The sequence below is a fragment of the Brassicibacter mesophilus genome (genome assembly GCF_050433385.1).
Lineage (GTDB): Bacteria > Bacillota > Clostridia > Tissierellales > Proteiniboraceae > Brassicibacter > Brassicibacter mesophilus.
The window spans coordinates 368,001-393,009 of record NZ_JBNPXI010000002.1; the positions used below are offsets into that span (position 1 = coordinate 368,001).

At 32.0% G+C, this 25,009-nt stretch carries 27 protein-coding genes; 2 read left to right on the plus strand and 25 right to left on the minus strand.

The window, feature by feature from the left end:
* Nucleotides 1-96: 96 nt before the first annotated feature.
* From trmD to HNR33_RS04540, 21 genes are all read right to left on the minus strand, one after another.
* The gene (trmD, locus tag HNR33_RS04440; RefSeq protein WP_429080471.1) at nucleotides 97-825 is read right to left on the minus strand and encodes a tRNA (guanosine(37)-N1)-methyltransferase TrmD; all 729 of its coding nucleotides are present in this window, start codon (nucleotides 823-825) and stop codon (nucleotides 97-99) included.
* Nucleotides 822-1,322: a ribosome maturation factor RimM gene (gene rimM, locus HNR33_RS04445; RefSeq protein ID WP_429080473.1), complete on the minus strand. Its 501-nt coding sequence runs from the start codon at nucleotides 1,320-1,322 to the stop codon at nucleotides 822-824. Before rimM ends, trmD begins: the two co-directional genes overlap by 4 nt.
* A 149-nt stretch (nucleotides 1,323-1,471) precedes the next feature.
* Nucleotides 1,472-1,702 (minus strand): KH domain-containing protein, encoded by a 231-nt coding sequence (locus HNR33_RS04450; protein WP_429080475.1) that lies wholly within the window; start codon nucleotides 1,700-1,702, stop codon nucleotides 1,472-1,474.
* Nucleotides 1,703-1,724: 22 nt separating this feature from the next.
* Nucleotides 1,725-1,997, minus strand: coding sequence for a 30S ribosomal protein S16 (rpsP, locus tag HNR33_RS04455; protein ID WP_429080477.1), 273 nt, complete (start codon nucleotides 1,995-1,997; stop codon nucleotides 1,725-1,727).
* Between the two features lie 27 nt (nucleotides 1,998-2,024).
* Complete coding sequence (gene ffh / locus HNR33_RS04460; RefSeq protein ID WP_429080479.1) at nucleotides 2,025-3,368, minus strand: signal recognition particle protein; 1,344 nt, start codon at nucleotides 3,366-3,368, stop codon at nucleotides 2,025-2,027.
* Nucleotides 3,368-3,748 carry a YlxM family DNA-binding protein gene (gene ylxM / locus HNR33_RS04465; protein ID WP_429080480.1) on the minus strand — a complete coding sequence of 127 codons (381 nt, stop codon included), beginning with the start codon at nucleotides 3,746-3,748 and terminating at the stop codon, nucleotides 3,368-3,370. Before ylxM ends, ffh begins: the two co-directional genes overlap by 1 nt.
* An 80-nt stretch (nucleotides 3,749-3,828) precedes the next feature.
* Complete coding sequence (gene ftsY, locus HNR33_RS04470; RefSeq protein ID WP_429080482.1) at nucleotides 3,829-5,028, minus strand: signal recognition particle-docking protein FtsY; 1,200 nt, start codon at nucleotides 5,026-5,028, stop codon at nucleotides 3,829-3,831.
* 12 nt (nucleotides 5,029-5,040) lie between these two features.
* The gene (smc, locus tag HNR33_RS04475) at nucleotides 5,041-8,619 is read right to left on the minus strand and encodes a chromosome segregation protein SMC (protein ID WP_429080485.1); all 3,579 of its coding nucleotides are present in this window, start codon (nucleotides 8,617-8,619) and stop codon (nucleotides 5,041-5,043) included.
* A gap of 61 nt (nucleotides 8,620-8,680) precedes the next feature.
* On the minus strand, nucleotides 8,681-9,787 hold the full coding sequence (locus tag HNR33_RS04480) for an elongator complex protein 3 (RefSeq protein WP_429080487.1): 1,107 nt from the start codon (nucleotides 9,785-9,787) through the stop codon (nucleotides 8,681-8,683).
* Nucleotides 9,768-10,496, minus strand: a complete 729-nt coding sequence (rnc, locus tag HNR33_RS04485; RefSeq protein WP_429080490.1) for a ribonuclease III — start codon at nucleotides 10,494-10,496, stop codon at nucleotides 9,768-9,770. The genes HNR33_RS04480 and rnc overlap by 20 nt, the downstream gene beginning before the upstream one ends.
* A 208-nt stretch (nucleotides 10,497-10,704) precedes the next feature.
* Entirely contained in the window at nucleotides 10,705-11,943 is a 1,239-nt protein-coding gene (fabF, locus tag HNR33_RS04490; protein ID WP_429080493.1) for a beta-ketoacyl-ACP synthase II, read from the minus strand.
* Between the two features lie 100 nt (nucleotides 11,944-12,043).
* The gene (gene acpP, locus HNR33_RS04495; RefSeq protein WP_429080495.1) at nucleotides 12,044-12,274 is read right to left on the minus strand and encodes an acyl carrier protein; all 231 of its coding nucleotides are present in this window, start codon (nucleotides 12,272-12,274) and stop codon (nucleotides 12,044-12,046) included.
* 37 nt (nucleotides 12,275-12,311) lie between these two features.
* On the minus strand, nucleotides 12,312-13,055 hold the full coding sequence (fabG, locus tag HNR33_RS04500) for a 3-oxoacyl-[acyl-carrier-protein] reductase (RefSeq protein ID WP_429080497.1): 744 nt from the start codon (nucleotides 13,053-13,055) through the stop codon (nucleotides 12,312-12,314).
* An 11-nt stretch (nucleotides 13,056-13,066) separates the two neighbouring features.
* Nucleotides 13,067-14,011 carry an ACP S-malonyltransferase gene (gene fabD / locus HNR33_RS04505; protein ID WP_429080499.1) on the minus strand — a complete coding sequence of 315 codons (945 nt, stop codon included), beginning with the start codon at nucleotides 14,009-14,011 and terminating at the stop codon, nucleotides 13,067-13,069.
* Nucleotides 14,012-14,021: 10 nt separating this feature from the next.
* Nucleotides 14,022-14,960, minus strand: a complete 939-nt coding sequence (gene fabK / locus HNR33_RS04510; RefSeq protein WP_429080502.1) for an enoyl-[acyl-carrier-protein] reductase FabK — start codon at nucleotides 14,958-14,960, stop codon at nucleotides 14,022-14,024.
* Between the two features lie 11 nt (nucleotides 14,961-14,971).
* On the minus strand, nucleotides 14,972-15,979 hold the full coding sequence (locus HNR33_RS04515) for a beta-ketoacyl-ACP synthase III (protein ID WP_429080505.1): 1,008 nt from the start codon (nucleotides 15,977-15,979) through the stop codon (nucleotides 14,972-14,974).
* Nucleotides 15,957-16,976 carry a phosphate acyltransferase PlsX gene (gene plsX, locus HNR33_RS04520; RefSeq protein WP_429080508.1) on the minus strand — a complete coding sequence of 340 codons (1,020 nt, stop codon included), beginning with the start codon at nucleotides 16,974-16,976 and terminating at the stop codon, nucleotides 15,957-15,959. The genes HNR33_RS04515 and plsX overlap by 23 nt, the downstream gene beginning before the upstream one ends.
* A 20-nt stretch (nucleotides 16,977-16,996) precedes the next feature.
* Entirely contained in the window at nucleotides 16,997-17,554 is a 558-nt protein-coding gene (gene fapR, locus HNR33_RS04525; RefSeq protein ID WP_429080511.1) for a transcription factor FapR, read from the minus strand.
* A gap of 191 nt (nucleotides 17,555-17,745) precedes the next feature.
* Complete coding sequence (rpmF, locus tag HNR33_RS04530) at nucleotides 17,746-17,925, minus strand: 50S ribosomal protein L32 (protein WP_429080514.1); 180 nt, start codon at nucleotides 17,923-17,925, stop codon at nucleotides 17,746-17,748.
* Between the two features lie 18 nt (nucleotides 17,926-17,943).
* On the minus strand, nucleotides 17,944-18,453 hold the full coding sequence (locus HNR33_RS04535; RefSeq protein WP_429080517.1) for a YceD family protein: 510 nt from the start codon (nucleotides 18,451-18,453) through the stop codon (nucleotides 17,944-17,946).
* 118 nt (nucleotides 18,454-18,571) lie between these two features.
* On the minus strand, nucleotides 18,572-19,762 hold the full coding sequence (locus HNR33_RS04540) for an acetate/propionate family kinase (protein WP_429080518.1): 1,191 nt from the start codon (nucleotides 19,760-19,762) through the stop codon (nucleotides 18,572-18,574).
* A gap of 212 nt (nucleotides 19,763-19,974) precedes the next feature.
* Between HNR33_RS04540 and HNR33_RS04545 the strand changes: the two genes are divergently transcribed.
* Nucleotides 19,975-21,222: a nucleotidyltransferase gene (locus tag HNR33_RS04545; protein ID WP_429080520.1), complete on the plus strand. Its 1,248-nt coding sequence runs from the start codon at nucleotides 19,975-19,977 to the stop codon at nucleotides 21,220-21,222.
* A 34-nt stretch (nucleotides 21,223-21,256) separates the two neighbouring features.
* Here HNR33_RS04545 and HNR33_RS04550 read toward each other — a convergent pair whose 3' ends face one another.
* Entirely contained in the window at nucleotides 21,257-22,039 is a 783-nt protein-coding gene (locus HNR33_RS04550) for a patatin-like phospholipase family protein (RefSeq protein ID WP_429080523.1), read from the minus strand.
* 85 nt (nucleotides 22,040-22,124) lie between these two features.
* Here HNR33_RS04550 and ylbJ point away from each other — a divergent pair, with 85 nt between their 5' ends.
* On the plus strand, nucleotides 22,125-23,417 hold the full coding sequence (ylbJ, locus tag HNR33_RS04555; RefSeq protein ID WP_429080525.1) for a sporulation integral membrane protein YlbJ: 1,293 nt from the start codon (nucleotides 22,125-22,127) through the stop codon (nucleotides 23,415-23,417).
* A gap of 36 nt (nucleotides 23,418-23,453) precedes the next feature.
* Here the strand turns inward: ylbJ and HNR33_RS04560 are convergent, their stop codons facing one another.
* The 3 genes from HNR33_RS04560 to rsmD are packed head-to-tail and all read right to left on the minus strand — an operon-like array spanning nucleotide 23,454 to nucleotide 24,947.
* Complete coding sequence (locus HNR33_RS04560) at nucleotides 23,454-23,900, minus strand: ATPase (protein WP_429080527.1); 447 nt, start codon at nucleotides 23,898-23,900, stop codon at nucleotides 23,454-23,456.
* A 5-nt stretch (nucleotides 23,901-23,905) separates the two neighbouring features.
* Nucleotides 23,906-24,385, minus strand: a complete 480-nt coding sequence (coaD, locus tag HNR33_RS04565) for a pantetheine-phosphate adenylyltransferase (RefSeq protein WP_429080530.1) — start codon at nucleotides 24,383-24,385, stop codon at nucleotides 23,906-23,908.
* Between the two features lies 1 nt (nucleotide 24,386).
* Complete coding sequence (rsmD, locus tag HNR33_RS04570) at nucleotides 24,387-24,947, minus strand: 16S rRNA (guanine(966)-N(2))-methyltransferase RsmD (protein ID WP_429080533.1); 561 nt, start codon at nucleotides 24,945-24,947, stop codon at nucleotides 24,387-24,389.
* Nucleotides 24,948-25,009: the final 62 nt, after the last annotated feature.

Below are 25,009 nucleotides of genomic sequence, written 5' to 3' on the forward strand. Positions count from 1 at the left end.
CCTTCTTCATAGACGTTCTTACACTCTTGTAGAGGAACGCCCGTATTACCACAAGTCATTATAGCATATATATCTTCTAATTACAATACATTTTTATTATAATGTATTACGCTTAATAGCATCTAAAATTCTGTTTTCTTTATCAGTAAGTTTCCTTTTTTTTATCATATCAGGCCTATTAACTAATGTACTTCTTAGAGCTTCAATCTGCCTCCACTCTTCTATTTTTTTATGGTCTCCTGACAGAAGAACTTCAGGCACATGGTAACCATTGAAATCTCTCGGTCTTGTATATTGTGGATATTCTAATAATCCATTATAATGAGATTCTTCAATGAATGATTCTTCCCTACCAAGAACTCCTGGAATTAGTCTTACAACAGAATCTACTATAACCATAGCTGCGATTTCTCCTCCTGTTAAGACATAATCACCAATTGATATTTCATCAGTAATATAGTTCTCAGTGATTCTATTATCTATCCCTTCGTAATGACCACATAAAAAAACAAGATGCTGTTCTTTTGATAGCTCATTAGCAATTTCCTGATTATAAAGTTTCCCTTTAGGGCTAAGATATATAATTCTACTATTTTCTTTCTTGACACTTTTAATTGATTCATAAATTGGTTCAGGCTTCATTACCATTCCTGGACCGCCGCCAAATGAATAGTCATCAACCCTTTTATGTTTATCATTTGAAAAATCACGTATATCAATATAATTTATTTTCACTATGTCATTTTCAATCGCTCTACCAATAATACTCGTCCCCAAAGTATTTTTAAACATATCAGGAAATAAAGTTAAAATATCTATTATCATTCTATCAGTCCTTCAATAGGGTCGATAACCATTCTATTATTATCTAAATCAATTTCTTTAACAAACTCTTTAACTGCAGGAATCAAAAATTCCTTATTATTACCTCTTATTACATATACATCATTTGCCCCAGGTTGTAGTACTTCTACAACCTCACCTAATTCATTTCCATCTGAAAGAAATACTGTAAGTCCAATAATCTGGGATATGAAAAATGAATCTTTTGGAAGTTTCAATGCATCTTTCTCATCAATTAATATATAACAGTTCTTAAATTTAATTACTTCGTTAATATCATTATAACCATTAAGTCTTATCATTACAAAACCTTTACTATACCAGACCTTTTCTATTTCAACTTTGCTATTTTCATCATCTATAAAAACAGTCTTTAGTTTTTCAAATCTAGAAGGTTCATCAGTTAATGGTAAAACCTTCAAATCACCTTTTATTCCGTGTGTATTTAATATTTTCCCCACACGTATATAATTATCCATATATATGCACCTGCCAATATATTGTATATCAAATATTTATTCTCTAATTAAAAGTTAATAAATATTGTCAATAAGAGTTTAACCAATAATATTGTCTAAAATTCTAATTATCGAAAATCTAGAAAAAAGGGACTAGATAAACTAATCCCTTACTGAATAATTTCTACAACAACTCTTTTATTCTCTTTAATTGCTGCAGCCTTTACTAAGGTTCTAATGGCTTTTGCAATTCTTCCCTGTTTACCTATAACTTTTCCCATATCCTCTGGGGCTACCCTTAATTCGATAATAATTGACTGTGTTCCTTCAACTTCATTTACATGAACTTGTTCAGGATTATCAACAAGTGATTTCGCAAGTATTTCAACTAATTCGCCCATTTATTTCACCCCCTGAAAGCATTTATTCAGCTTTCTTTGACGCTTCTATTTTTTCATAAATACCATTCTTTTTAAATAAATCGTTCACAGTTTCAGTTGGTTTTGCACCATTGCTTAACCAATTAAGAGCTTTCTCATCATCAATTTTAATTTCTTTTGGTTCTACTACTGGATTGTAATATCCTATTTCTTCGATGATTTTACCATCTCTTGGTGAACGAGAATCTGCTACTACAATTCTATAAAATGGTTTTTTCTTAGCACCCATTCTTGTTAATCTAATCTTTACAGCCATGTTTTCACCTCCTTTTAAAAGTCTAATCTATTTGAAAAACGGAAGATTGAATTTCCCTTTTTTCTTCATAGTCTTTTCCATGTCTCCAAACTTCTTCATCATTTTTCTGGTTTCTTGGAACTGTTTAAGAAGTTTGTTAACCTCTTGAATGCTAGTTCCACTTCCTTTTGCTATCCTTTTTCTTCTACTTCCATCTATAATAGTTGGGTTTGTTCTTTCATTCTTAGTCATTGATTGAATTATGGCTTCTATATGAACCAATTCCTTTTCATCAACATTCAAGTTTTTAAGCTGTTTAGAGTTAATTCCTGGTATCATCTCTAATATTTGGTTCATAGGCCCTAAGCTTTTCATCTGCTGGAGCTGATCAAGAAAATCATCAAAAGTAAATTGCTGAGTTCTAAGCTTTTTCTCAAACTCCATGGCCTTTTTTGCATCAATGTTAGCCTGTGCCTTCTCAATTAGGCTCAACACATCTCCCATACCTAATATTCTAGAAGCCATTCTATCAGGGTAAAAAGGTTCAAGCTGATCCAACTTTTCACCCATACCAACAAACTTAATCGGCTTATCAGTAACTGCTCTTATTGATAACGCCGCTCCTCCACGTGCATCACCGTCAAGTTTTGTTAGTACGACGCCTTTAATATCTAGTCTTTCATTAAACGTTTCTGCAACTGTAACTGCATCTTGCCCTGTCATTGCATCCACAACCAGTAGTATCTCGTTAGGTGTCACATGTTGCTTTATATTCTCTAGCTCTTGCATTAAATCGTCATCTACGTGAAGTCTTCCTGCGGTATCTATAATAATAACATCATTACCATTCTTCTTACCATGTTCAATAGATGCTTTTGCTATGTTAACTGGGTTCTGTTTATCTCCCATACTAAAAACAGAAACCCCAACTTTTTCTCCTACTACTTCAAGTTGCTTAATAGCCGCAGGTCTATAAACATCGCATGCTACAAGTAAAGGGATTTTTCCCTTCTTTTTTAATAATGCACCTAGCTTCCCAGCTGTAGTAGTCTTCCCAGCTCCTTGTAATCCACACATCATTATAATGGTAGGTGGAGTGGGTGCAAATTCAATCTTACTTTCGTTCTCTCCCATGAGCTTTGTTAATTCTTCGTTAACAATTTTTATAACCTGTTGACCTGGAGTCAAGCTTTCCATAACTTCATATCCAATAGCCCTCTCTTTAACAGTGCTAACAAATTTTTTTACTACTCGGAAGTTAACATCTGCTTCTAAAAGAGCTAATTTAACTTCTCTCATGGCATTATCAACATCTTTTTCAGAAAGCTTTCCTTTTCCCTTTAGTTTACCTAAAGCATTTTGAAGCTTTTCAGCCAAACTTTCAAAAACCATTATTTCACCTCCTGGCCACTTTCTATTATATCTAATGTAATTTCTTTAATCATTTTCGCATTCAATAAAATCTCTTCTGAGTTTATATTCATAGCTTCTTGAATAATATTTTCAACATAATTCAGTATATATTTTTGCTTTTCTTTATTATCGATAAATTTTTTAACTAATCCCAGCTTTTCTTCATATTTATAAAGACTATTTTCGGCCCTTTTCAATATATCATGTACACCTTGTCTACTAATTTCTAGATGCTCTCCAACTTCACTCAAGGATAAGTCGTGTATATAGTATAATTCTATTGCAATGTACTGCCTATCATTTAGTAGTCTACCATAAAAATCGAATAAAAGTCCTATTTCAATTATCTTTTCAAACATGAAATCACCAACCGAAATTTAAGTGTAAAGTAATATCCTTGACAGTAGTATTGTATATTATAGCATGTTTTTTGTCAACACTATTCTTCAAATATTGCATCAATAAAATTATTTGGATCGAAATCTTGTAAATCGTTTATACCTTCTCCAACTCCAACTAGCTTAACAGGTACGCTTAATTCTGATTGAACAGCTAATACAACTCCACCTTTTGCGGTACCATCAAGTTTTGTCAATACAAGTCCTGTTATGTCACATGCCTCTTTAAAAATTTTGGCTTGTAATACTGCATTTTGACCAGTTGTTGCATCAACTACAAGTAAAACTTCTTTTTCAGCTTCTGGATATTCTCTTTCTACAACTCTAAATATTTTATTCAATTCATTCATCAAATTCTTTTTATTATGAAGTCTTCCTGCTGTATCACATATTAAAACATCAGTTTTTCGTGCCTTTGCAGCTTGAATACTATCATATATAACTGCAGCAGGATCAGAGCCTTCTTGGTGTGATATTATTTCCACCCCTGATCTGTTACTCCACTCAGTTAGCTGCTCTATAGCCGCAGCTCTAAAAGTATCTCCAGCTGCTATCAACACTTTTTTTCCATCAGCTTTTAGTCTAGATGATAACTTCCCAATTGTAGTTGTCTTTCCCACTCCATTAACTCCAACTACAAGAATTATTGCGGGTGAATGTTTAATATTAAGACTATTATCAGTATCTTGTAGTAAAATTTCTTTTAATTCTTCCTTAAGCAAATTTCTTATCTCACTTACTTCGCTTATTTTCCTATCTTTAACTTTCTGTTTTACATCATCGATTATTTGCATAGTAGTACTTACGCCTACATCTGCTGTAATCAAAACTTCTTCAAGGTCTTCAAAAAGTTCTTCATCGATTTTCTTATATGAGCTTAATATATTATCAACCTTTTCAGTTATTCCTTTTCGAGTTTTAGATAAGCCACTTTTTAATCTACTAAAAAAACCTTGCTTTTCATCTTTTATTTCTTCCTCTTGATTTGATACTATGTTTTCTATTTCATTGCTACTAGCAGAAGGTTCAATAATCTCCGTTTTATCTTCTGCACTTATATCTTCATTATAGTCAATACATGTTTCTTCATTTTCCATACTACGATTATCAAGTAAATTTTCTTCAACATCTTCACTAGCATCGATATCTTCTACTGATTTCTCAAAGCTGGAATCTATTTTTTCAGTACTTTCATGTGATTTTTCTTCTTTTTTTCCCCACTTGAAAATCTTTTTGAACATCTTATTACCTCCTTAACTTGCTTTCTCTTCTAGTTTTTCAGATAACTTAACAGAAACTAACTTACTGATCCCTTCTTCTTCCATAGTAATACCATAGAGTGAATCAACTGATTCCATAGTTCCCTTTCTATGCGTTATAACAATAAACTGAGTTTGAGAAGAAAATTCTTTTAGATATTCCGCATACCTATACACATTTGCATCATCTAATGCTGCCTCAATTTCATCTAGTATGCAGAAAGGAGTAGGTTTAGTCTTTAATATTGCAAATAATAGAGCTATTGCAGTTAATGCCCTCTCTCCACCTGATAAAAGTGAAAGACTCTGAAGTTTTTTTCCTGGTGGTTGTGCGATGATCTCTATACCACTTGTTAGTATATTCTCTTCATCTTGAAGAAATACATCTGCCTTTCCACCACCAAACAATTTAATGAAAACTTCACTAAAATATTTCTTTATTATTGTAAAACTCTCCATAAACTGTTCTTTCATTTTAACATCCATATCTTTTATTACACCATTAAGTGAATCCTTAGCTTCTATTAAATCATCTTTCTGCATTTTCATAAAATTATATCTTTCATCAACTTTTTCATATTCATCAATAGCATCTATGTTTATATTACCTAAGCTCTTTATTGAGTTTTTCAAGCTCTTAATCTCATTTTGCGTTTTAGTAATATTCTCAATGTCTTGCTTAAACCTAACTGCCATCTGATATGTCATTTCATAATCTTCCCACATACGTGTATTTATATTTTCTAATTGAATATTGTATTTTTCATGCTTAACTTCTAGTGCATTTATACTTTTTTGAAGTTCATTCATTTTTCTATTCATATCATTCAACTTCTCTTGTTCCGTATAAAAAGCTTGCATAAAATTGTTTTTGTCAGTTTTAAGTTCATTCAGCTTAATATCATATTCCAGTAATTCTTCATTATAATTTCTTTTATTTTCATTTAAAACCAAAACATTCTCTTTAATACTATTAATTTCTATTAAGCTTTTATCTTTATCAATTTGTTTAGCACTAATATCCTTTAAGATTTTTGATTTTTCATCATCTAACCTATTTATTGTACTTGCTAATGATTTTAGTTCTTGTTGAAAAGATGCAATTTTTACTCTTACTTCGACATTGGCATTTTGCAATGTATCTTTCTGAATCTTTTGTTGCTCAAAATATTTAACTTGCTCATCAATAGTATCTTGTGTCAAATCGTTTTGAGTTCTAAGCTTATTTAGATCTTCTTCTAGTGCCTTTATATTAGTTTTTGAGTCATTACTTTCACTAGTTAGCTGAACTTTTTCTTGCATATATCTATTAATAAGATTTATATTTTTCTTACCATTTTCTTTATACTGTCCCAAAGTATTTTCTAACTTTGCTAATTTCACATTGAAAGCGTTAATATTATCTTCAATTTCAGATAAACTAACATCTAGTTTGTGTAATTGCTGTCTAATATCATTTATTTTTCTCAATTTAATAGCTTGTTCAGAATTAAGACTTTCTATACAGTCCTCTAAGTCTTTTATTTGTCTCTCTCTTCCTAATAGATTAGTAGTATTATTATAGCTTCCACCAGTCATCGACCCACCTGGGTTTAAAATATCTCCATCTAAAGAAACAATTTTAAAAGAATGCTTCGAGATTTTTGATATTTTTATACCATCATCTATGCTATTTACTACTACTACTCTGCCTAATAAATATTCAAAAATGCCTTTGTACTCAATATCAAAAGTAACTAATTCAGATGCAACCCCTAAAGCACCATTTTCTTCTATGAGCTTTCTTTCATTTGTACTCAGCCCTCTACTATTGACTGAAGAAATAGGTAGAAAAGTTACTCTTCCTAAGTTATTTTTCTTTAAGTAATTAATAATATTTTTTGCATTTTCTTGAGTCTCTGTAACAATATTCTGGACCGAAGAGCCCAAAGCCACTTCAATAGCTCTTTCATAATCCTTATCTACATTTAATAACTCTGCAACAACACCTTTTACTCCATTTCCTAAAACTCTATTATTTTTACATGCTAATAATACATTCTTAACACTTTTATAGTACCCTTCATACTCTTCTTTCATTTCCTTTAATAGCTTATAGTTTGATGCTTTTCCCTGCAATTTTGCTTTAATACTGTCTAAATTTGACTGAGTTGAATCTAATTGATTTGCTAAGGATTCGCGAGACTTGATTTTTTCAGCTTTATCTATATTAGATTTGCTTAGAGCTTGCTTTAAAGAAACTATTTCTCGGTCAATATTAGAAATATTATCTTTATTACATTTTTCTTGTTCATTTAGCTCATCAATTTCATCCTGTATTTGAGAAATTCTTTTTTCAATACTTTGATTAAATGACATCAAACTATTAATTTTACTTTTTTTGTCAGACATCATGTTTAAGAATTGAATTAAATCTCCCTTCTTTTCTTCAATATGCTTTTCTTTACTTTCAATATCTTTTGTTAATTTATCTAAATCTGCTGTCTTTAATGCCAATTCTTGATCTAATTTATCTATTTTAGCCTCTAAATCCTGTTTGTAATCTTTAGTTTTATCCTTTTGAATAGAAATTGCTTTTATTTGTTCATGAAATCTGTCTATTTCAGCTTCGTTTCTTTCTGCTTCTCTTTCTAGAAAAACAATTTTCTCGCTGCTGAGATTTAACTCACTTTCATTTTTTTCAATTTTACTTTGTATAGAATACTTTGAGTTCTGTATATTTTCAATTGTCTCTTCCATCTTATCAATTTCGAATTTAACTTTATTGTATTTATTCTCTAGCTCATTTCTCTTTTCTTCATTAAATTTCAATTGTTCAATAACAAGAGTTTTTTGGGCTTCTATATGAGTTATCTCTTCTCTTAATCTGTCAATATCCCTAATAAAAAGATTAACTTCTAAATTTTTTAGTATGTCAGATAACTTAAGATATTCTCTTGCCTTCTCTGACTGCTGTTTCAAAGGTTCTAATTGTTTTTCTAACTCACTAATTATATCATTAATTCGTATCAAGTTTTCTTTCGTTTTTTCTAGCTTTTTTTCAGCCTCTTCTTTTCTAGATTTATACTTTACTATACCTGCAGCTTCTTCAAAAATATTCCTTCTATCTTCAGACTTTGTGCTTAAAATATCGTCTATCCTTCCTTGTCCAATGATTGAATATCCTTCTTTACCTACTCCTGTATCCATAAAGAGCTCTCTAATATCTTTTAATCTACAAGAGTTTTTATTAATATAATATTCACTTTCACCAGACCTAAAAACTCTTCTTGTGACACATACTTCTGAATAATCAATAGGAAGACTTCCATCTTTGTTATCTAATACAAGTGTAACTTCTGCAAATCCTAAGGGTTTTCTTTTAGCAGTTCCTGAAAAAATAACATCTTCCATCTTACTTCCACGAAGAGTTTTAACGCTTTGCTCTCCTAAAACCCACCTGAGTGAATCTGATATATTACTTTTGCCACTCCCATTAGGTCCCACTACTCCAGTTATTCCTCCTTGAAACTCTATTTCAGTCTTTTCAGCAAATGATTTAAATCCTTGAATTTCTAATCGTTTTAGGAACAAGTTAACACACCTCTTCAATCAATTTGTTCATTTTTACTTATGAAATTAAAGGTTCCCAGAATCAATGGAAACCTTTCAAAAGTTCTCTATCTTTTAAATACTTTGATACATACGCTTTTTTTTCAATCTTAAATCTATTGTCATCAAAAGAAATATAAAAACAGTCACTAGAGATATCCTGCCCTATCACTTTTATCTTAGGTATCCCATAAACTCTTTTAATATATTCCAAGTTTTCAGATTTTTGACCAACAAAATTAGATATCTCTTTTCTATTTAAGATTATACTAATTTCATTTGAGCTAATGCTTTTTTCCATAAAAAAAATATTAAGAATTATTTTATAGACATTAGATTCAACCAGCTGTCGAAATGATGAATGAAAGGGCCCTGCAAGAATATCTTTATTCATAGCAATATTATCTGTAGGTTGCAGTCCAATTCTAATTACATTTATTGAATAATAATTAAATAATAATAGTAATTCAGTGCAAATACTCACTGCATTTTCTAAGGAAAGTGCTTTATACGCCCCACTCAAATATTGCTTTGCTAAGAAAGTCTCTTTAATAACTAAAGTAGGATAAATCCTGACAAAATCAGGCTGTAGCTGTATAATTTTATTTGCTGTATATAGATCTTTATATTTATCATCGCCTGGAAGTCCTATCATCATTTGTAATCCCAATTCAAATCCAAAATTCTTTATTAGCTTTGCAGCATCTACTACATCTTTAGGTGAATGACCCCGAAAGCTTTGTTCAAGTACATAAGCATCCATAGACTGAACGCCTAATTCTATAGTGTCTACACTATACATTTTGAGATTTGATAATATATCTTTATTAATATAATCTGGGCGCGTTGAAAGCCTAATCTTATCAATATATCCTTGTTTTTTAAAAGAATAAGCAACATCTAAAAGATTTGCTTGTGTTTCTATATCAATACCTGTAAAGCTTCCCCCATAAAATGCCACCTCTAAACTTTCATTCGTCTTAGGAATAGTCCTAATATAATCATTTATTATTCTATAGACTTCTTTATCTGTTATATTTGTGCTTGACCCAGTAATCTTCTTTTGATTACAAAAAACGCAGTCATGTGGGCATCCTGTATGAGGCACAAATATAGGAATAATGTGACGTTTAATGCTCATTTTTTTCATCCATCCTATTTAATGCTCTTTTTGCAGCATTTTGTTCCGCTTCCTTTTTGCTTTTTCCGACTCCAACTCCAAGAACCTTATTTTTTACGGACACTTCAGTATGAAATATCTTGTTATGATCAGGTCCTTCCTCTAAAACTACTTTATATTCAATTTTTGATTTTGTTTTTTTCTGTAATTTCTCTTGTAACTGAGTTTTATAATCAGTAAATAATTCGCCACCATTGACTGCTTTTTCAATTACAACTGATAGATATTTCAAAACAAATTTTCTTGCATTTCCTAATTTACCATCTAAATATATTGCCCCTATTACAGCTTCGAATGCGTCAGCTAAAATAGAAACTCTTTCTCTTCCTCCTGTTACTTCTTCACCTTTGCCAAGCAATAGATATTTTCCTAAATTAATTTTTCTTGCAACAAATGATAATGAAGGCTCACATACTACTGTTGCCCTTAGCTTTGTAAGGTCTCCTTCTGGATAATTAGGATATTTAGTAAAGATATAGTCACTAACAACAAGTCCTAATACAGAATCTCCTAGAAACTCTAGTCTTTCATTATAAGTAATATTGAACCTTTTATGTTCATTCGCATAAGAACTATGTGTCAATGCCCAGTTCAATAAATTTATATTTTTAAATTTATATCCTATCTTCTGTTGAATCTCCTTTAAAAGAACAATTCTTTCTTTACTATTTGTTTCCATATACTACCCCCGTGTTCGACTTTTTCAAATGGTAGCATTGTAGATATTTTAAACTGTCTTTAAAATATCTACAATATTACCCATACTATAGTTTACTATATAATGTCCACTACTTGCAAATATATTTAATCATAGATGCTTCGATTATATTAATTTCTATAAATAGCTAAGACTAGATGCAGTTTATTGTTGCATCTAGCCTTTATAATTACTGATATTTTTTAATAACTATTGTTGCATTATGTCCACCAAAGCCAAGTGAATTTGACAAAGCATAGGTCACATTTTGAAAGATTCCCTTGTTCGGAACATAGTCTAAGTCACATTCTTCATCTTTAGTTGAATAATTTATAGTTGGTGGTATAAAATCTCTACTTACAGATAATGCACATACACATCCTTCTATACCACCTGCTGCACCAAGCAAATGTCCTGTCATAGATTTAGTCGAGCTAACTTTCAATTTATAAGCATGATCTTTAAATACTGCCTTAATTGCAGCTGTCTCAAATTTATCATTATATTCTGTTGATGTACCATGAGCATTAATATAATCAACATCATGATAATTAATATTAGCGTCTTTTAACGCCATTGCTATAGCCCTTGCAGCTCCCTCTCCATTATCCGCAGGAGCTGTAATATGATATGCATCAGATGTCAATCCATATCCCACTACTTCTCCATAAATACTAGCACCTCGAGCTAATGCATGTTCAAGTTCTTCTAAAATTAATATACCAGCACCTTCGCCCATAACAAAACCGTCTCTATTTTTATCAAAAGGTCTACTAGCTCCCGTAGGGTTTGAGTTATTAGTAGAGAGTGCCTTCATGGCAGAAAACCCTGCTAAAGCCATAGGTGTTATTGACGCTTCAGCTCCACCAGTTATCATTATATCAGCGTCACCTCTTTGTATCATCTTAAATGCATCACCAATTGCATTTGTTGATGAAGCACAAGCCGTAACCACTGTTTCATTAGCACCTTTTGCACCAAGCATAATTGAAACTTGACCTGCGGCCATATTTCCTATCATCATTGGAATAAAAAATGGGCTAACTCTTTTAGGTCCTTTTTCCAGCAATTTTTTATGCTGCTCTTCGAAAGTTTCTAGTCCACCTATTCCAGAGCCTAATATAACTCCAAATCTTTCTTTATCAATATTATCTAAATTAATAGATGCATCTTCTACTGCGATTTTACTTGCTGCTACCGCATATTGGGTAAATCTATCCATCCTCTTTGCTTCTTTTTTGTCTATATAATCCTCAACATTAAAATCTTTTAATTCAGCAGCAATAGTTGTACTAAAATCATCTGTGTTAAATCTTGTTATCTGGTTGACACCGCTTTTCCCTTCTAATAGTGAATTCCAGAATGATTCCTTGCCTATCCCAATAGGGCTTAAAATACCTAACCCTGTAATCACAACTCTTTTTTTCATAGTAATCCCCTACCAATTCTAGTTAAATTTAGGAAAAATAAACATTGAATCTATTTTTAAGGTCCCGATATTATCGGGACCTTTCAATCTGTCTTTAAGACTATTTTGAATGATTTTGAATATAATCAACTGCATCTTTAACAGTTGAAATTTTTTCTGCTTCTTCATCTGGAATTTCTAAATCAAACTCATCTTCAATAGCCATAATAAGTTCAACAACATCTAATGAATCAGCATCTAAATCATCTTGAAAAGAAGCCTCCATTGTTATTTCATCTTCTTCAACATCTAATTGCTCTGCAATTAATTTCTTTATTTTTTCAAATATCATGCGAACACCTCCCTTCAGTTAAATCATATATATTATATTAAATTAATAACCCACCATCAACTACTAAAACTTGACCTGTAATATATTCTGACATATCACTTGCTAGAAAAGCTACTGAATCAGCTACATTTTCTGGCTTTCCTAACTTATTTAATGGAATATTCTTAAGATATTCTTCTACAACTTTTTCTGGGAGCTTATCGGTCATATCAGTATGTATAAACCCAGGAGCTACTGCATTTACTCTGATATTTTTCTTAGCTACTTCTTTTGCTAAAGACTTTGTAAATCCAATTATTCCAGCCTTTGATGCGGAATAATTGCATTGCCCTGCATTTCCTGATACTCCCACAACCGAAGCTATATTTATTATGCTACAATTCTTTTGCTTTATCATACTTCTAATAAGAGATTTCGTAACATTAAATGTTCCCTTAAGATTCACATTCATTACATCGTCCCATTCGTCTTCAGTCATCCTCATCAATAGATTATCCTTTGTAATACCTGCATTATTTACTAATATATCAATCTTTGAGAAATATTTTAATCCCTCATCAACTAAATATTCAGCTTCTTTCATCTTAGAAATATCCGCCTTTACAACTAGAGCATCTACTCCAAAGCTTACTAACTCATGTTTTAGTTCTAATGCTTTTTTCTCACTACTTGAATAGTTTAATATAATGTTAGCTCCCAATGAAGCAAGCTTTAAAGCGATAGCTCTTCCAAGTCCTCTTGATCCTCCTGTAACCAATGCAACTTTACCTTTTAAGTCCATGAGTTCACCTCCTATTTTAGACTTTCAACAAGCTTGTTTAAAGACTCTAATTTATCCACATTGAAAATTTCAACTTCTTTACAAAGCTTTTTAGCAATTTTTTTTGTAAAAGAGCTTAGAGCCTTACCAGGACCTATTTCAATAAACGTATCTATTCCCTCATTCATCATGAACTCAATTGTATCTTCCCAAAGCACTGACTTTGAAACCTGCTTTACAAGCAATTCTTTTATTTCATTTGAATTTCTGACATAGCTTGCTGTTACATTCGAAATAACATTTATTTTAGGATTATGAAATTTTATGTTCTCCAATTCCTTACCTAGTTTAATACCTGCAGATTCTAAAAGGCTACAATGAAATGGAGCACTTACTGGCAACACAACAGCCTTCTTTGCACCCTTTGCTTTAGCAATTTTGCAAGCTTCTTCAATAGCTTTCACTTCACCGGATAAAACAATCTGCCCTGGACAATTATAATTTGCGCCTTCTATTACACCAAGTGCACTTACTTCATCTATGATACCATTAACTTCATTTCTTTCAAGTCCCATAATTGCAGCCATAGTACCTTTTCCTTCTGGTACTGCTTCTTGCATAAATTTCCCTCTTTTTTTAACTAGCTTCAATGCATCTGAAAACTCTAAAGCACCACTATAAACTAATGAAGAATACTCTCCCAAGCTCAAACCAGCAGTAATTTGAGCCTCAAATCCTAGCTCTCGTATTACATTTAAAATAGCAATAGATGTAGTTAAAATTGCTGGCTGTGTATTTTCTGTCTTGACTAACTCACCCTCAGGTCCTTCAAAACAAAGTTTCTTTATATCAAAATTTAAGCATTCATTTGCATACTCAAATACACTACTTGCTTTTGAATAAGCATCGGCTATCTCTTTACCCATGCCTACATATTGTGCCCCTTGCCCTGGAAATAGAAAGGCAATTTTTCTCATTATATCACCTCTATAGTGTTGTTAAATATTTTTTGACTTGACTACCTTCATTAATAATATCCAATATTACTTCTTTGCATGTCTTAACATCCTTTATAAGTCCGCTTATTTGTCCAGCCATTATTGACCCTGTATCAACATCTCCATCTATAACAGCCCTTTTAAGTGCACCTACTCCAAACCTTTCTATTTCTTCTACACTAGGGCTTTGCTTTTCAAGCTCTAAAAACCTCTTTGTAAATTTATTTTTAATAGATCTTACGGGGTGACCAGTACTTCTTCCTGTAACAATAGCGTCTCTATCACTTGATTCCATAATAGCCCTTTTATAGTTCTCATGAACTATACATTCTTCAGTACATACAAATCGTGTTCCAATCTGCACTCCTTTTGCTCCAAGAGCTAATGCTGCAACCAAACCCCTTCCATCCGCAATTCCACCAGCTGCAATAACTGGTATGTTTACTTCATCCACAATTTGAGGTACTAAAGCCATAGTTGTTAATTCACCAATATGTCCTCCCGCTTCTGTACCCTCAACAATTATTGCATCAGCTCCATATTTCTCCATCCTTTTTGCCAATGCTATGGAAGGAACTACAGGGATAATTTTTGTTCCTATCTCCTTGAATTTTGGAATATACTTTCCTGGATTACCTGCACCAGTAGTTATTACAGGAACTTTTTCTTCATATAGCAATTCAATAATTTCGTCTACGAAAGGTGATAACAACATCACATTAGCTCCATATGGCTTCGTTGTTAATCTTTTAATTTTCTTTATTTCTTCTCTAATAACTTCAGCAGGAGCGTTCCCACATCCTATCAGCCCTAAGCCTCCTGCATTAGATACGGCAGCAGCTAACTCAGCTGTAGCTACCCATGCCATGCCACCCTGTATTATAGGGTATTCTATGTCTAATAGATTACATATCTCTGTCCTAAACATATTCAGTCCCCCTATCTTTTATGCCATTTTATTATTGACGCACCCCAAGTAAGTCCTCCACCGAATCCTACAAGTAAAACCGTATCATCATCTTTTATTTTGCCTTCTTTAATAGCTTCATCCAATGCAACTGGTATTGAAGCAGATGACATATTACCATATCTATCTAAATTTATATAAACTTTATCTTCGCTTAGTTTAAGTTTTTTTCTAGCAGATTCAATTATTCTCATATTTGCTTGGTGGGGAATTAAAAAGTCTACGTCATCTACACTTATTTTGCTTTTTTCAATTACTTTCAGAGATGCATCTTCCATCTTTCTTACTGCAAACTTAAATACTTCATTTCCTTCCATATTAATGTAATGAAGTTTATTTTTAATAGTTTCTTCGTTAGCTGGGGACTTGGAACCACCTGCTGGCTGCATAAGAAAATGTCCTCCACTTCCATCAGCACCGAGTTCAATTCCTAGTATACCTTTATTTGCTGGAACTTCACTTATTACAACGGCACCAGCTCCATCACCAAACAATACACATGTGTTTCTATCTGTCCAGTCAGTGATTCTTGACAAAACCTCTGCACCTATCAACAAAATATTTTTATATACTCCAGCTCTAATAAAACTATAAGCTATTGATAATCCATATAAAAAGCCTGAACAAGCCGCTTCTAAATCAAAGGCTGCTGCATTAATACAGTTAAGGTTGCTCTGAACTATACAAGCTGTTGATGGAAACATCATATCAGGTGTCACTGTAGATACCATAATAAGGTCAATATCTTCTGCTCTTATATTAGCATGGGACATAGCTTTTTTAGCAGCTTCAGTAGCCATAAATGATGTAGCTTTGTCATCATCTAATATTCTTCTTTCTTTTATACCTGTTCTTGTTCTAATCCACTCATCTGAAGTATCTACTAGCTTCTCCAGATCATAATTACTCAAAACCTTTTCTGGTATGTAGCTTCCTGAGCCTATTATACCTATTCCGTTACATACTTTCTCCTGTGTCATGGTTACCTCCTAATGAGCTTATATCTGCCTCTATTTTTTCAATAACTTTATTTTCGACAAAGAGTTTTGCTTGTCTAATTGCATTTTTGATAGCTTTAGCATCTGAACTACCATGAGCCTTAATTACCGCACCTTTAACTCCGAGTAATGGAGCACCTCCGTACTCAGAGTAATCTAGCTTTTTCTTAAAGCTTCTAAGTCCAGGTCTAAGTAACATAGCTCCTAATTTTGTAGAAATCGTCTTCATAAATTCATCTTTTAATGTGCTGAAAATTGAAGAAGCTAATCCTTCCGTAAGTTTCAATATTACATTGCCTACAAAGCCATCGCATACTAGTACATCAGCATAGCCTTCTGGTATATCTCTAGCTTCTAAATTACCGTAGAAATTAATATCTGTATTTTTCAATATTCCAAATGTCTCTTTTGTTAAATCATTTCCCTTACCTTCTTCTGTACCAATATTCACTAATCCAACCTTTGGAGAATTAAGCTGGAGGATTTTCTCAGCATATACGGAACCCATAACTGCAAATTGCTGCAAGTATTTAGGCTTACACTCTGCATTTGCACCAACATCCAACAACAAAGAAACACCCTTTTTTGTTGGATATACTGTAGCTAGGGCTGCTCTTTCTATTCCTTTAATCCTTTTTACAATAAGTAATCCTCCACTTAATAAAGCACCCGTACTTCCTGCCGATATAAAAGCTTCTGCTATACCATCTTTAACAAGGTTTAATCCAACTACCATTGATGAATCTTTTTTTCTTCTTATAGCCTTTGCAGGCTCATCATCGTTGGTTATTATATCATCAGCATTTATGATTTCAATATTATGCCCATTATATTCATATTTATTTAGTTCATTCTTAATAAGTTCGCTCTTCCCAACTAAAATTACATTTATACCATACTCATTAACCGCATCAATACTTCCTTTTACGGTTACCAATAGACCTTGGTCTCCCCCCATAGCGTCAACTGCAATCTTCATATGACCCCTCCTAAATCAATCTATTCAATAGAAACAAGTATGAATTTACCTCTAAAAACCTGCTCTTGGCCAGTATAGGTAAATACATGAACAAAATATTTGTTTCCCCTTTTCCTAACTACCTCTGCCTTTGCTATTAACTTTTCTCCAGCCTTAACAGGTGTTTTGTACTTTATATTAGCAACTCCAGTCAATGCTACATCAGCATCTATAACAGCTATTGCTAAAGATTCTGCTTGTGCAAATATATGATGGCCTCGAACTAAATTTGTTTTCTTAAAAGCCATATTTTCGTCGGTTTCTAATATTGTTATTCCGTTTTTACCCAGATTTATATCAACAAGTTCCCCTACTATTTCTGTTCCTCCGATTGACCTTACTTTAGAATAACTTTGTTCTGCAACGCTTTTTATTCGTTCTCTAAGTTCAGGTATCCTTAATTCTAGTCTATCTAATCTAATCGTTTGAATGCTTACATTGAATAACTGCATTAACTCTTCATCAGTTAAAAAAGGATCACCCTTTAATCTTTCAATAAGTTCCTTTTGTCTTTCTCTTTTACTTAGTTTTTTGCTCAATATATTCACCTCGAGTTAATACTTGTATTTAGTACCTGCTACTAATATTAAGTATATATTACCAACTTAAAAAAATCAAGATTTTTTCGCTTAATTAATATAAAACATAAATATTAATTGCAAATAAGGATTAAGCTTTATATTATAAATAAAACAAAAAGATAGTGACATATGTCACTATCTTTTTTGCTTTATTCAGCAATCATTACTTCTTTATTTTTGTAATAACCACATGACTTACACACTCTGTGTGGCATTTTTGGTTCATGACATTGTGGACATTCTACCACAGTAGCCTTAGTTAGAACTTGAGCAGAAGCTCTTCTTTTATCTCTTCTTGCCTTTGATGTCTTACGCTTTGGTACTGCCATTAAAAACACCTCCTTAAATCAATCAAATAAATCTTTAAGCTTTGCTAGACGAGGATCAATATCTTCAATTAAACAATCACATTGTCCTTCATTAAGGTCTTTCCCACAACTTGTACATAAGCCTTTACAAGCTTCGTCACAAATTGATTTCATAGGTAAAGATAACAATATTGCGGCAATAACTTGTTCTTTCAACTCTACCTCGTCACCATCGTAGTAGACTATGAGTTCTTCATCATTCTGTTGATCAAATGATTTAGACTTTTCCATAAGCCTTCCTGATAGAACAGTTTGTACTCTATTTGTGAATTCCTTTAAGCATCTTGCGCAGTTTTCAGAATACTCGTATATGATGTCAGCACTTAAATAAGTTCCATCATCAGTCTTATACACATCGCCTTTAATTCTAACAGGACTCACCAATTCTAGCTGACGCTGATTGACTATAACCTCGCCTAATTCCATTGTTTGATCAAAATCAATCTTATAAACGGTTCTATCAAGAAGCCTTGATAGATTTATCTTCATCTTGTTCACCTCTTGAATATTGCCAAATTTTATTATATAAAGGTATTGCAAGTTTGTCAAGAATTATTGTTACGATGTCATATTGTAGCAAGTAAAGGCAGGTTACCCTGCCCTTTTATTATACTAATGCTTTAGTATCTCTTGCAATCATTAGTTCCTCATTTGTTGGAACTACAAGAACTTTAACCTTTGAATTGTCAGTACTAATTACAGTTTCTTTTCCTCTCACATTGTTCTTCTCTGCATCAATTTGAATTCCCAAGAAATTAAATCCTTCACATATAGCTTTTCTAGTGTCAGCAGAATTTTCTCCTAAACCAGCAGTAAACACTATAGCATCTACTCCACCCATTAAAGCTGTATATGCTCCAATATATTTTACAACTCTATTGTTGAAAATATCTAGTGCAAGTTGAGCTCTTTCATTTCCGCTCGCTGCTGCTTCTTCAATATCCCTAAAATCACTACTAACTCCTGATATACCAAGTACACCAGATTTCTTATTTAATAGATTGTTAATTGCATTAATATCCATATTTTCTTTGTCCATTACAAAGGAAATGATAGCTGGGTCAATATCTCCACTTCTAGTTCCCATCGCTAAACCTTCTAATGGAGTAAATCCCATACTAGTATCCATAGATTCTCCACCTTTGATTGCAGCAAGACTAGCACCATTACCAAGATGACAAGTTATAATGTTAATATCTTTAATATCTTTTCCTAGTATCTCTGCAGCCCTTTGTGACACATATCTATGCGATGTTCCATGAAAACCATATCTTCTCACTGCATATTTTTCATATAGTTCATATGGCAACGGGTAAACATATGAGCTCTTAGGCATTGTTTGATGAAACGCAGTATCAAACACAGCTACCATTGGAGTATTTGGCATTAATTCTTTACATGCTTGTATACCCATTATATTTGGCGGATTATGTAGTGGAGCTAAATCAATACATTCATTTATAGCTTTCATCACTTCATCATCTATTAGAACAGATTCAGCAAAGTTTTCTCCACCATGCACAACTCTGTGGCCAACAGCGCTAATTTCATCCATTGACTTTATACTTCCATGATTAGGATCAATTAATGCATTAAGTACTATTTCTAATACAACCTTATGATTTTCCATAGGTTTTTCAATAACAACATCTTCTTTACCAGCAGGCTTATGCTTAATTCTCGATCCTTCAATGCCTATCCTTTCTGCTAGCCCTTTTGCTAACACAGCCTCATTTGTCATATCTATTAACTGATATTTTAATGATGAACTGCCACAATTAATTACTAATATGTTCACACATATCCCTCCTGACAAGTATCTATTATTAACACTAATCATATTATTACAAATATCAAAAAAAATCAACATAATATATATCACTTTAATATTATTGCCGTTTTTTGTATTTTTATTATTTATATATGTAATGATATAATTTGAATAACGAAATCCCTTAACAATGTTATTTATTATACTGTAATAAAAATATTAAAATCTTGGAGGATGACATGAAAATAGTTGGATTAGTAACTGAATACAATCCTTTTCACAATGGACATTTGTATCATTTAGAAAAATCAAAAAGTTTAACTAACTCAGATTATTCAATATCTGTAATGAGTGGTAATTTTGTTCAAAGAGGAGAACCCGCTTTAGTTGATAAATGGACTAGAGCTAAAATGGCAGTAGATAACGGAGTGGATTTAGTTATTGAATTACCAGTAATCTATGCCTGTCAAAGTGCTGAGCTGTTTGCATATGGAGCTATAAAACTCTTAGATAATTTAGGTATAGTAAACTTTCTTTGTTTTGGTAGTGAAGCAAATGACATAGAAAGCTTAGATTCAATAGCAACAATTCTAGTCAATGAACCTGAACAGTATCAAAAATATCTTAAGGAATCACTAAATAAAGGTAACTCATTTCCAAGTGCCAGGGAATATGCCTTAATTAGTTATATGAAAGACTTGGGATTTAAAAATTATCAGGATTTAAAAAACATAATGTCTAGTCCTAATAATATTCTTGGAATAGAGTATCTTAAAGCCTTATATAAAATTAATAGCAGTATTGTTCCATACACTATTAAAAGAAAAGGAGCTAGCTACAACAATATAAGTCTTACAGGTAATATATCAAGCGCTACAGCAGTACGAGAAGAAATATTAAAGAGTACTTGTATTCAAGCAATAAAAGATGCAGTTCCACTCAGTACATACTATCAACTTCAATATTTTTTTAATGATAATAAAAAGTTTAATAATTTAGATAACTTTTCTAAAATTATTATTTTTCTAGCTAGAGAAATAGGTTCTGAAAAGCTAAAGGACATTATGGATGTTGAAGATGGTTTAGATAACCGTATAATAAACTGTGCAAACAATAATACTACAATAAACGATATGCTCAGTTGTATTAGTACAAAGAGATATACTATGACAAGACTTAAAAGAATACTGATTCACCTGCTAATAGACCTAGATGGCCCTACTTTTAAACTTCTTCATACGCATGGTCCACAGTATACGAGACTACTTGCATCAAATAAAAGAGGACTAGAGTTACTAAAAAAAGCTAAAGAAAATAGTAATATGCAGATTATTACGAAATTTGCAGATTATCAAAAAATAAATAATCCCATATTAAAACAAATGATAGAGTTCGATAAAAAATCAACAGATATTTATTTTCTCGGATTGAATAACAAAAACAGTATCTCTAATTTAGATTACTTAACTTCTCCGTATATAAAGTAAAAAATAATTCAGGTGAGTTTTAATTCCGCCTGAATTATTTTTGGGCCAATGATATAACTTTTTTTATATCGTTAATTTTTGTTATAGCTGAATTATAGCCTATCTCAATACATTCTTCTGCTAATTCAAATTTTGATGGTCCAACATGAGATAGTTGCGGCTCTATTATTATATCTGCATCAATTATGCTATTAGTTAGAATTTGTTTTGCCATGACATCTATCGACTGTAGTATTACATCAAAAATATGATTAACTCTTCCTTGCTGTGTACTAAACCCAACATCAACAGCTATTACTATATCCGCTCCCATTTTTTTCACTTCAGAAGCCGGTACCCTATCAATAACTCCCCCATCCACTAATACCATATCGTCCAATCTCACAGGAACAAACACCCCTGGTATAGATAAGCTAGCTCTAACAGCTTTATATATCAAACCATTAGTAAATACCTGTTTCCTTGAATGCTTAATATCCGTAGCTATTATCGAAAGTCTCTTTTTAGTATCTTCTATTCTTCTATTTTTAGTCAGTAATTTTATTAGTTCTTCTATTCTATCTCCTTTGATAAACCCTCTTCTAGGAACGGTCAAATCCACCCACATCTTCCGTTCTATTTGTATTGCAAGCTCACTCATTATATATGGCGAAATACCACAACAATACAAACTACCAACTAAAGCTCCAGCGCTACTTCCTGATACAATATCGACTCTTATATCATTATCTTCCAGAGCCATTAATACTCCAATATGAGCTAATCCCCTAGCTGCTCCTGACCCAAGAGCAACTCCAATAATCGGATTTGAAGTCATTAAATCACCTCGCTAAGAAGTTAAATATCATATTACCTGATTAACATCAATATAATATTATCAAGTAGACAACAGGAGGTTTGTTATGACAATTTTAATTATTTTTCTATTTACTATATCTATTCTAATTTTATATAATTATGTAACTAAAATTAAAAGCAAAAATTTTTGTAAAAATTTTAAAACATATCTAGTTGCCTTTTTAGTTTTATTAATGGTAATAACATTAATAGTATATCCTCAAAATGCAGTTAATGCGGCTTTTAACGGATTATTAACATGGTCAACTATAGTACTTCCTTCTTTGATTCCTTTTTTCATTGGCTCAGAAATTCTTATAGGACTAGGTGTAGTTAAATTTATAGGAGTTCTTTTACAACCTATTATGAGACCATTATTTGGTGTTTCTGGTGAGGGAGCTTTTCCTTTTGCGATGAGTATGACCTCTGGTTACCCTGTAGGAATAACATTAGTATCAAAGCTGAGATCTCAAAAGTCAATAAGTAAAATAGAAGCTCAAAGACTTGCTTCCTTCTGCAGCACATCTGGTCCATTATTTATAATCGGAGCAGTATCGGTAGGTATGTTAAAAAATGCTTCTTTAGGCCCAATATTAGCAATGTCACACTACTTAGGAGCTATTACTATTGGTTTAGTTTTTAAGACCTATGGGAGAAAAAATTGCTGTACAATTGAGTCAGTTCAAAAAAATTATGTAAAATCTGCATTTAATGAACTTATAATTGCCAGAAAAAAAGATGGCCGTTCTTTTAGTATAATTATGAGTGATGCTATAAAGACATCTTTCAATTCTATGATTATGATTGGTGGCTTTATAGTACTTTATTCAGTAATAATAGAAATACTAAACATCACACAGATAATGCATATCATTTCAGATTTTATAATAAGCATAGCTCCATTTGATCTTAATCCTATGATTGTAAATGGTCTTTTGAGTGGTATGATTGAAATGACAAACGGATGTAAAATTATTGCTTCTGTTCAATCAACAAGTGCCTTAGTTAAAATCTGTTCTATAAGCTTTTTAATAGCATGGAGTGGTTTTTCAATACATAGTCAATCAATAAGTATGTTAAACAATACAGACATTAGTACTAAAATATATATATTATCAAAATTTCTACATGGTATTTTTTCATGTTTATATAGCTACTTACTGTATATCTTTATGTTCAAAGAAGATATAGTACCATCCTTCTCTATTAGCACTAACAGCTATCAGATAGATTTGCTAGGTAATTGGATTAAAAATTTCAATTTTTCCCTAAAACTTGAAATAGCCATAATTGCAGTTTTATTATTGACAGGCTTATGTATAGGTTTATTTAGCTCTATAAAGACAAAACAAAATTAATCAAAAAAACCCTCTATTTATTCGAGGGTTTCTAATTTATTTTATTCCATTAAGTTCTTGCCTGTTTTTTGCAATAGTTTCAATTACACCTTTCAAATTATTTTCAACTTCTTTTAATAATTCATCTGCATACTCTCTTGCGCCAATACGAATTTCTTTTGCATTGCTCTGAGCTCTTGAAGTAATTTCCTCGGCTCTTTCATATGCTTTTTTGGTAATTTCGTCTTGTTCAATCATCTCTTCGATATGTATTTTTACTTCCTCAACCATAGTGTCTGCTTCATTTTGAGCTTCAGCTAAAATCCTTTGTCTTTCTTCTTTTATCCACTCTGCTTGTTTTATTTCATCAGGTAGCTTTAGCCTTATTTCTCTAAGAATTTCTAATAGTTCTCCTTTATCTACTAATACTTTTCCTGCAAAAGGTATGGTTGAACTGCCTTCAATAATATCTTCTATTTCATCTAACAATTTTAAAACATCCATGATACCTAGACCCCCTTAATTTTTTGTCTAATAGCTTCTTCAACAGCCTTAGGCACTAAAGCAGATATATCCCCGTTAAATCCTGCTACTTCTTTAACTATGCTTGAACTTAAAAAAGAATATTGATTGCTAGATATTAAAAAAAATGTTTCCAGCTCATTATATAGACTTTTATTAATCAATGCCATCTGCATTTCATATTCAAAATCAGATACAGCTCTTAATCCTCTGACAATTACTGAAACATTTTTTTCTTTTACATAATCAACTAATAACTCTGAAAACGAATCTATTTCTACATTTCCGATATCTTTTGTGACTTCTCTTAAGAGTTGTTTTCTCTCATCTACAGAAAACATATTTTTCTTTGAACGGTTGTCTAAGACAGATACAATAACTTTACTAAATTTTTTAGAACATCTTTTTATGATATCTAGATGACCGTTCGTAACAGGATCAAAACTTCCTGGATATATAGCTATCATATTATACCTCCTTATGTTTATAAAAAGAAACAGTCGTTCCTCCATATTTCCTGGCATCATATCTAATAAGACCTAAATATTCTTCTTCTAACGAAGCTTTTGTTTCATGCTCAATAATAACAATACCTTCCTCATCTAATAATCTATTGATATAAAGAGCTTCAATAGTAGGAGCTACAAGATCCTTCTCATATGGAGGATCCATGAATATAAAATCAAAGCATATATTTTTAGAACCAAGTATAGTTAGTGCTCTATCAACATAATTCTTATATATCTGAGCTTGATTACTTAGGTTAGTAGCCTCTAAATTTTCTTTGATTATCGATGTACTAACATGACTATTATCAATAAAATAGCATCGACTTGCACCTCTGCTTAAAAACTCAATCCCTATGTTTCCTGATCCAGCAAATAAGTCTAATACTGTGCTATTTTCTGGTATGTAACCTATAATATTAAATATAGATTCCTTAACTCTGTCCGCTGTTGGTCTAGTACTCATACCTTTCGGTGCCTTAAGCTTATGTCCTTTCAACTTTCCTGTAATAACGCGCAACATAACTCCTCCTTGCAATCATTACTTTTATTTTAGCACAAAAATAATCTGTGCAAAACTATATG

What these genes read in the sequence shown, in the direction of transcription:
- trmD (WP_429080471.1), bottom strand. Translation starts at nt 825, where the DNA reads ATGATAATAGATATTTTAACTTTATTTCCTGATATGTTTAAAAATACT.
- rimM (WP_429080473.1), bottom strand. Translation starts at nt 1,322, where the DNA reads ATGGATAATTATATACGTGTGGGGAAAATATTAAATACACACGGAATA.
- HNR33_RS04450 (WP_429080475.1), bottom strand. Translation starts at nt 1,702, where the DNA reads ATGGGCGAATTAGTTGAAATACTTGCGAAATCACTTGTTGATAATCCT.
- rpsP (WP_429080477.1), bottom strand. Translation starts at nt 1,997, where the DNA reads ATGGCTGTAAAGATTAGATTAACAAGAATGGGTGCTAAGAAAAAACCA.
- ffh (WP_429080479.1), bottom strand. Translation starts at nt 3,368, where the DNA reads ATGGTTTTTGAAAGTTTGGCTGAAAAGCTTCAAAATGCTTTAGGTAAA.
- ylxM (WP_429080480.1), bottom strand. Translation starts at nt 3,748, where the DNA reads ATGTTTGAAAAGATAATTGAAATAGGACTTTTATTCGATTTTTATGGT.
- ftsY (WP_429080482.1), bottom strand. Translation starts at nt 5,028, where the DNA reads ATGTTCAAAAAGATTTTCAAGTGGGGAAAAAAAGAAGAAAAATCACAT.
- HNR33_RS04480 (WP_429080487.1), bottom strand. Translation starts at nt 9,787, where the DNA reads ATGAAAAAAATGAGCATTAAACGTCACATTATTCCTATATTTGTGCCT.
- rnc (WP_429080490.1), bottom strand. Translation starts at nt 10,496, where the DNA reads ATGGAAACAAATAGTAAAGAAAGAATTGTTCTTTTAAAGGAGATTCAA.
- fabF (WP_429080493.1), bottom strand. Translation starts at nt 11,943, where the DNA reads ATGAAAAAAAGAGTTGTGATTACAGGGTTAGGTATTTTAAGCCCTATT.
- acpP (WP_429080495.1), bottom strand. Translation starts at nt 12,274, where the DNA reads ATGATATTTGAAAAAATAAAGAAATTAATTGCAGAGCAATTAGATGTT.
- fabG (WP_429080497.1), bottom strand. Translation starts at nt 13,055, where the DNA reads ATGGACTTAAAAGGTAAAGTTGCATTGGTTACAGGAGGATCAAGAGGA.
- fabD (WP_429080499.1), bottom strand. Translation starts at nt 14,011, where the DNA reads ATGAGAAAAATTGCCTTTCTATTTCCAGGGCAAGGGGCACAATATGTA.
- fabK (WP_429080502.1), bottom strand. Translation starts at nt 14,960, where the DNA reads ATGTTTAGGACAGAGATATGTAATCTATTAGACATAGAATACCCTATA.
- HNR33_RS04515 (WP_429080505.1), bottom strand. Translation starts at nt 15,979, where the DNA reads ATGACACAGGAGAAAGTATGTAACGGAATAGGTATAATAGGCTCAGGA.
- plsX (WP_429080508.1), bottom strand. Translation starts at nt 16,976, where the DNA reads ATGAAGATTGCAGTTGACGCTATGGGGGGAGACCAAGGTCTATTGGTA.
- rpmF (WP_429080514.1), bottom strand. Translation starts at nt 17,925, where the DNA reads ATGGCAGTACCAAAGCGTAAGACATCAAAGGCAAGAAGAGATAAAAGA.
- HNR33_RS04535 (WP_429080517.1), bottom strand. Translation starts at nt 18,453, where the DNA reads ATGAAGATAAATCTATCAAGGCTTCTTGATAGAACCGTTTATAAGATT.
- HNR33_RS04545 (WP_429080520.1), top strand. Translation starts at nt 19,975, where the DNA reads ATGAAAATAGTTGGATTAGTAACTGAATACAATCCTTTTCACAATGGA.
- HNR33_RS04550 (WP_429080523.1), bottom strand. Translation starts at nt 22,039, where the DNA reads ATGACTTCAAATCCGATTATTGGAGTTGCTCTTGGGTCAGGAGCAGCT.
- ylbJ (WP_429080525.1), top strand. Translation starts at nt 22,125, where the DNA reads ATGACAATTTTAATTATTTTTCTATTTACTATATCTATTCTAATTTTA.
- HNR33_RS04560 (WP_429080527.1), bottom strand. Translation starts at nt 23,900, where the DNA reads ATGGATGTTTTAAAATTGTTAGATGAAATAGAAGATATTATTGAAGGC.
- coaD (WP_429080530.1), bottom strand. Translation starts at nt 24,385, where the DNA reads ATGATAGCTATATATCCAGGAAGTTTTGATCCTGTTACGAACGGTCAT.
- rsmD (WP_429080533.1), bottom strand. Translation starts at nt 24,947, where the DNA reads ATGTTGCGCGTTATTACAGGAAAGTTGAAAGGACATAAGCTTAAGGCA.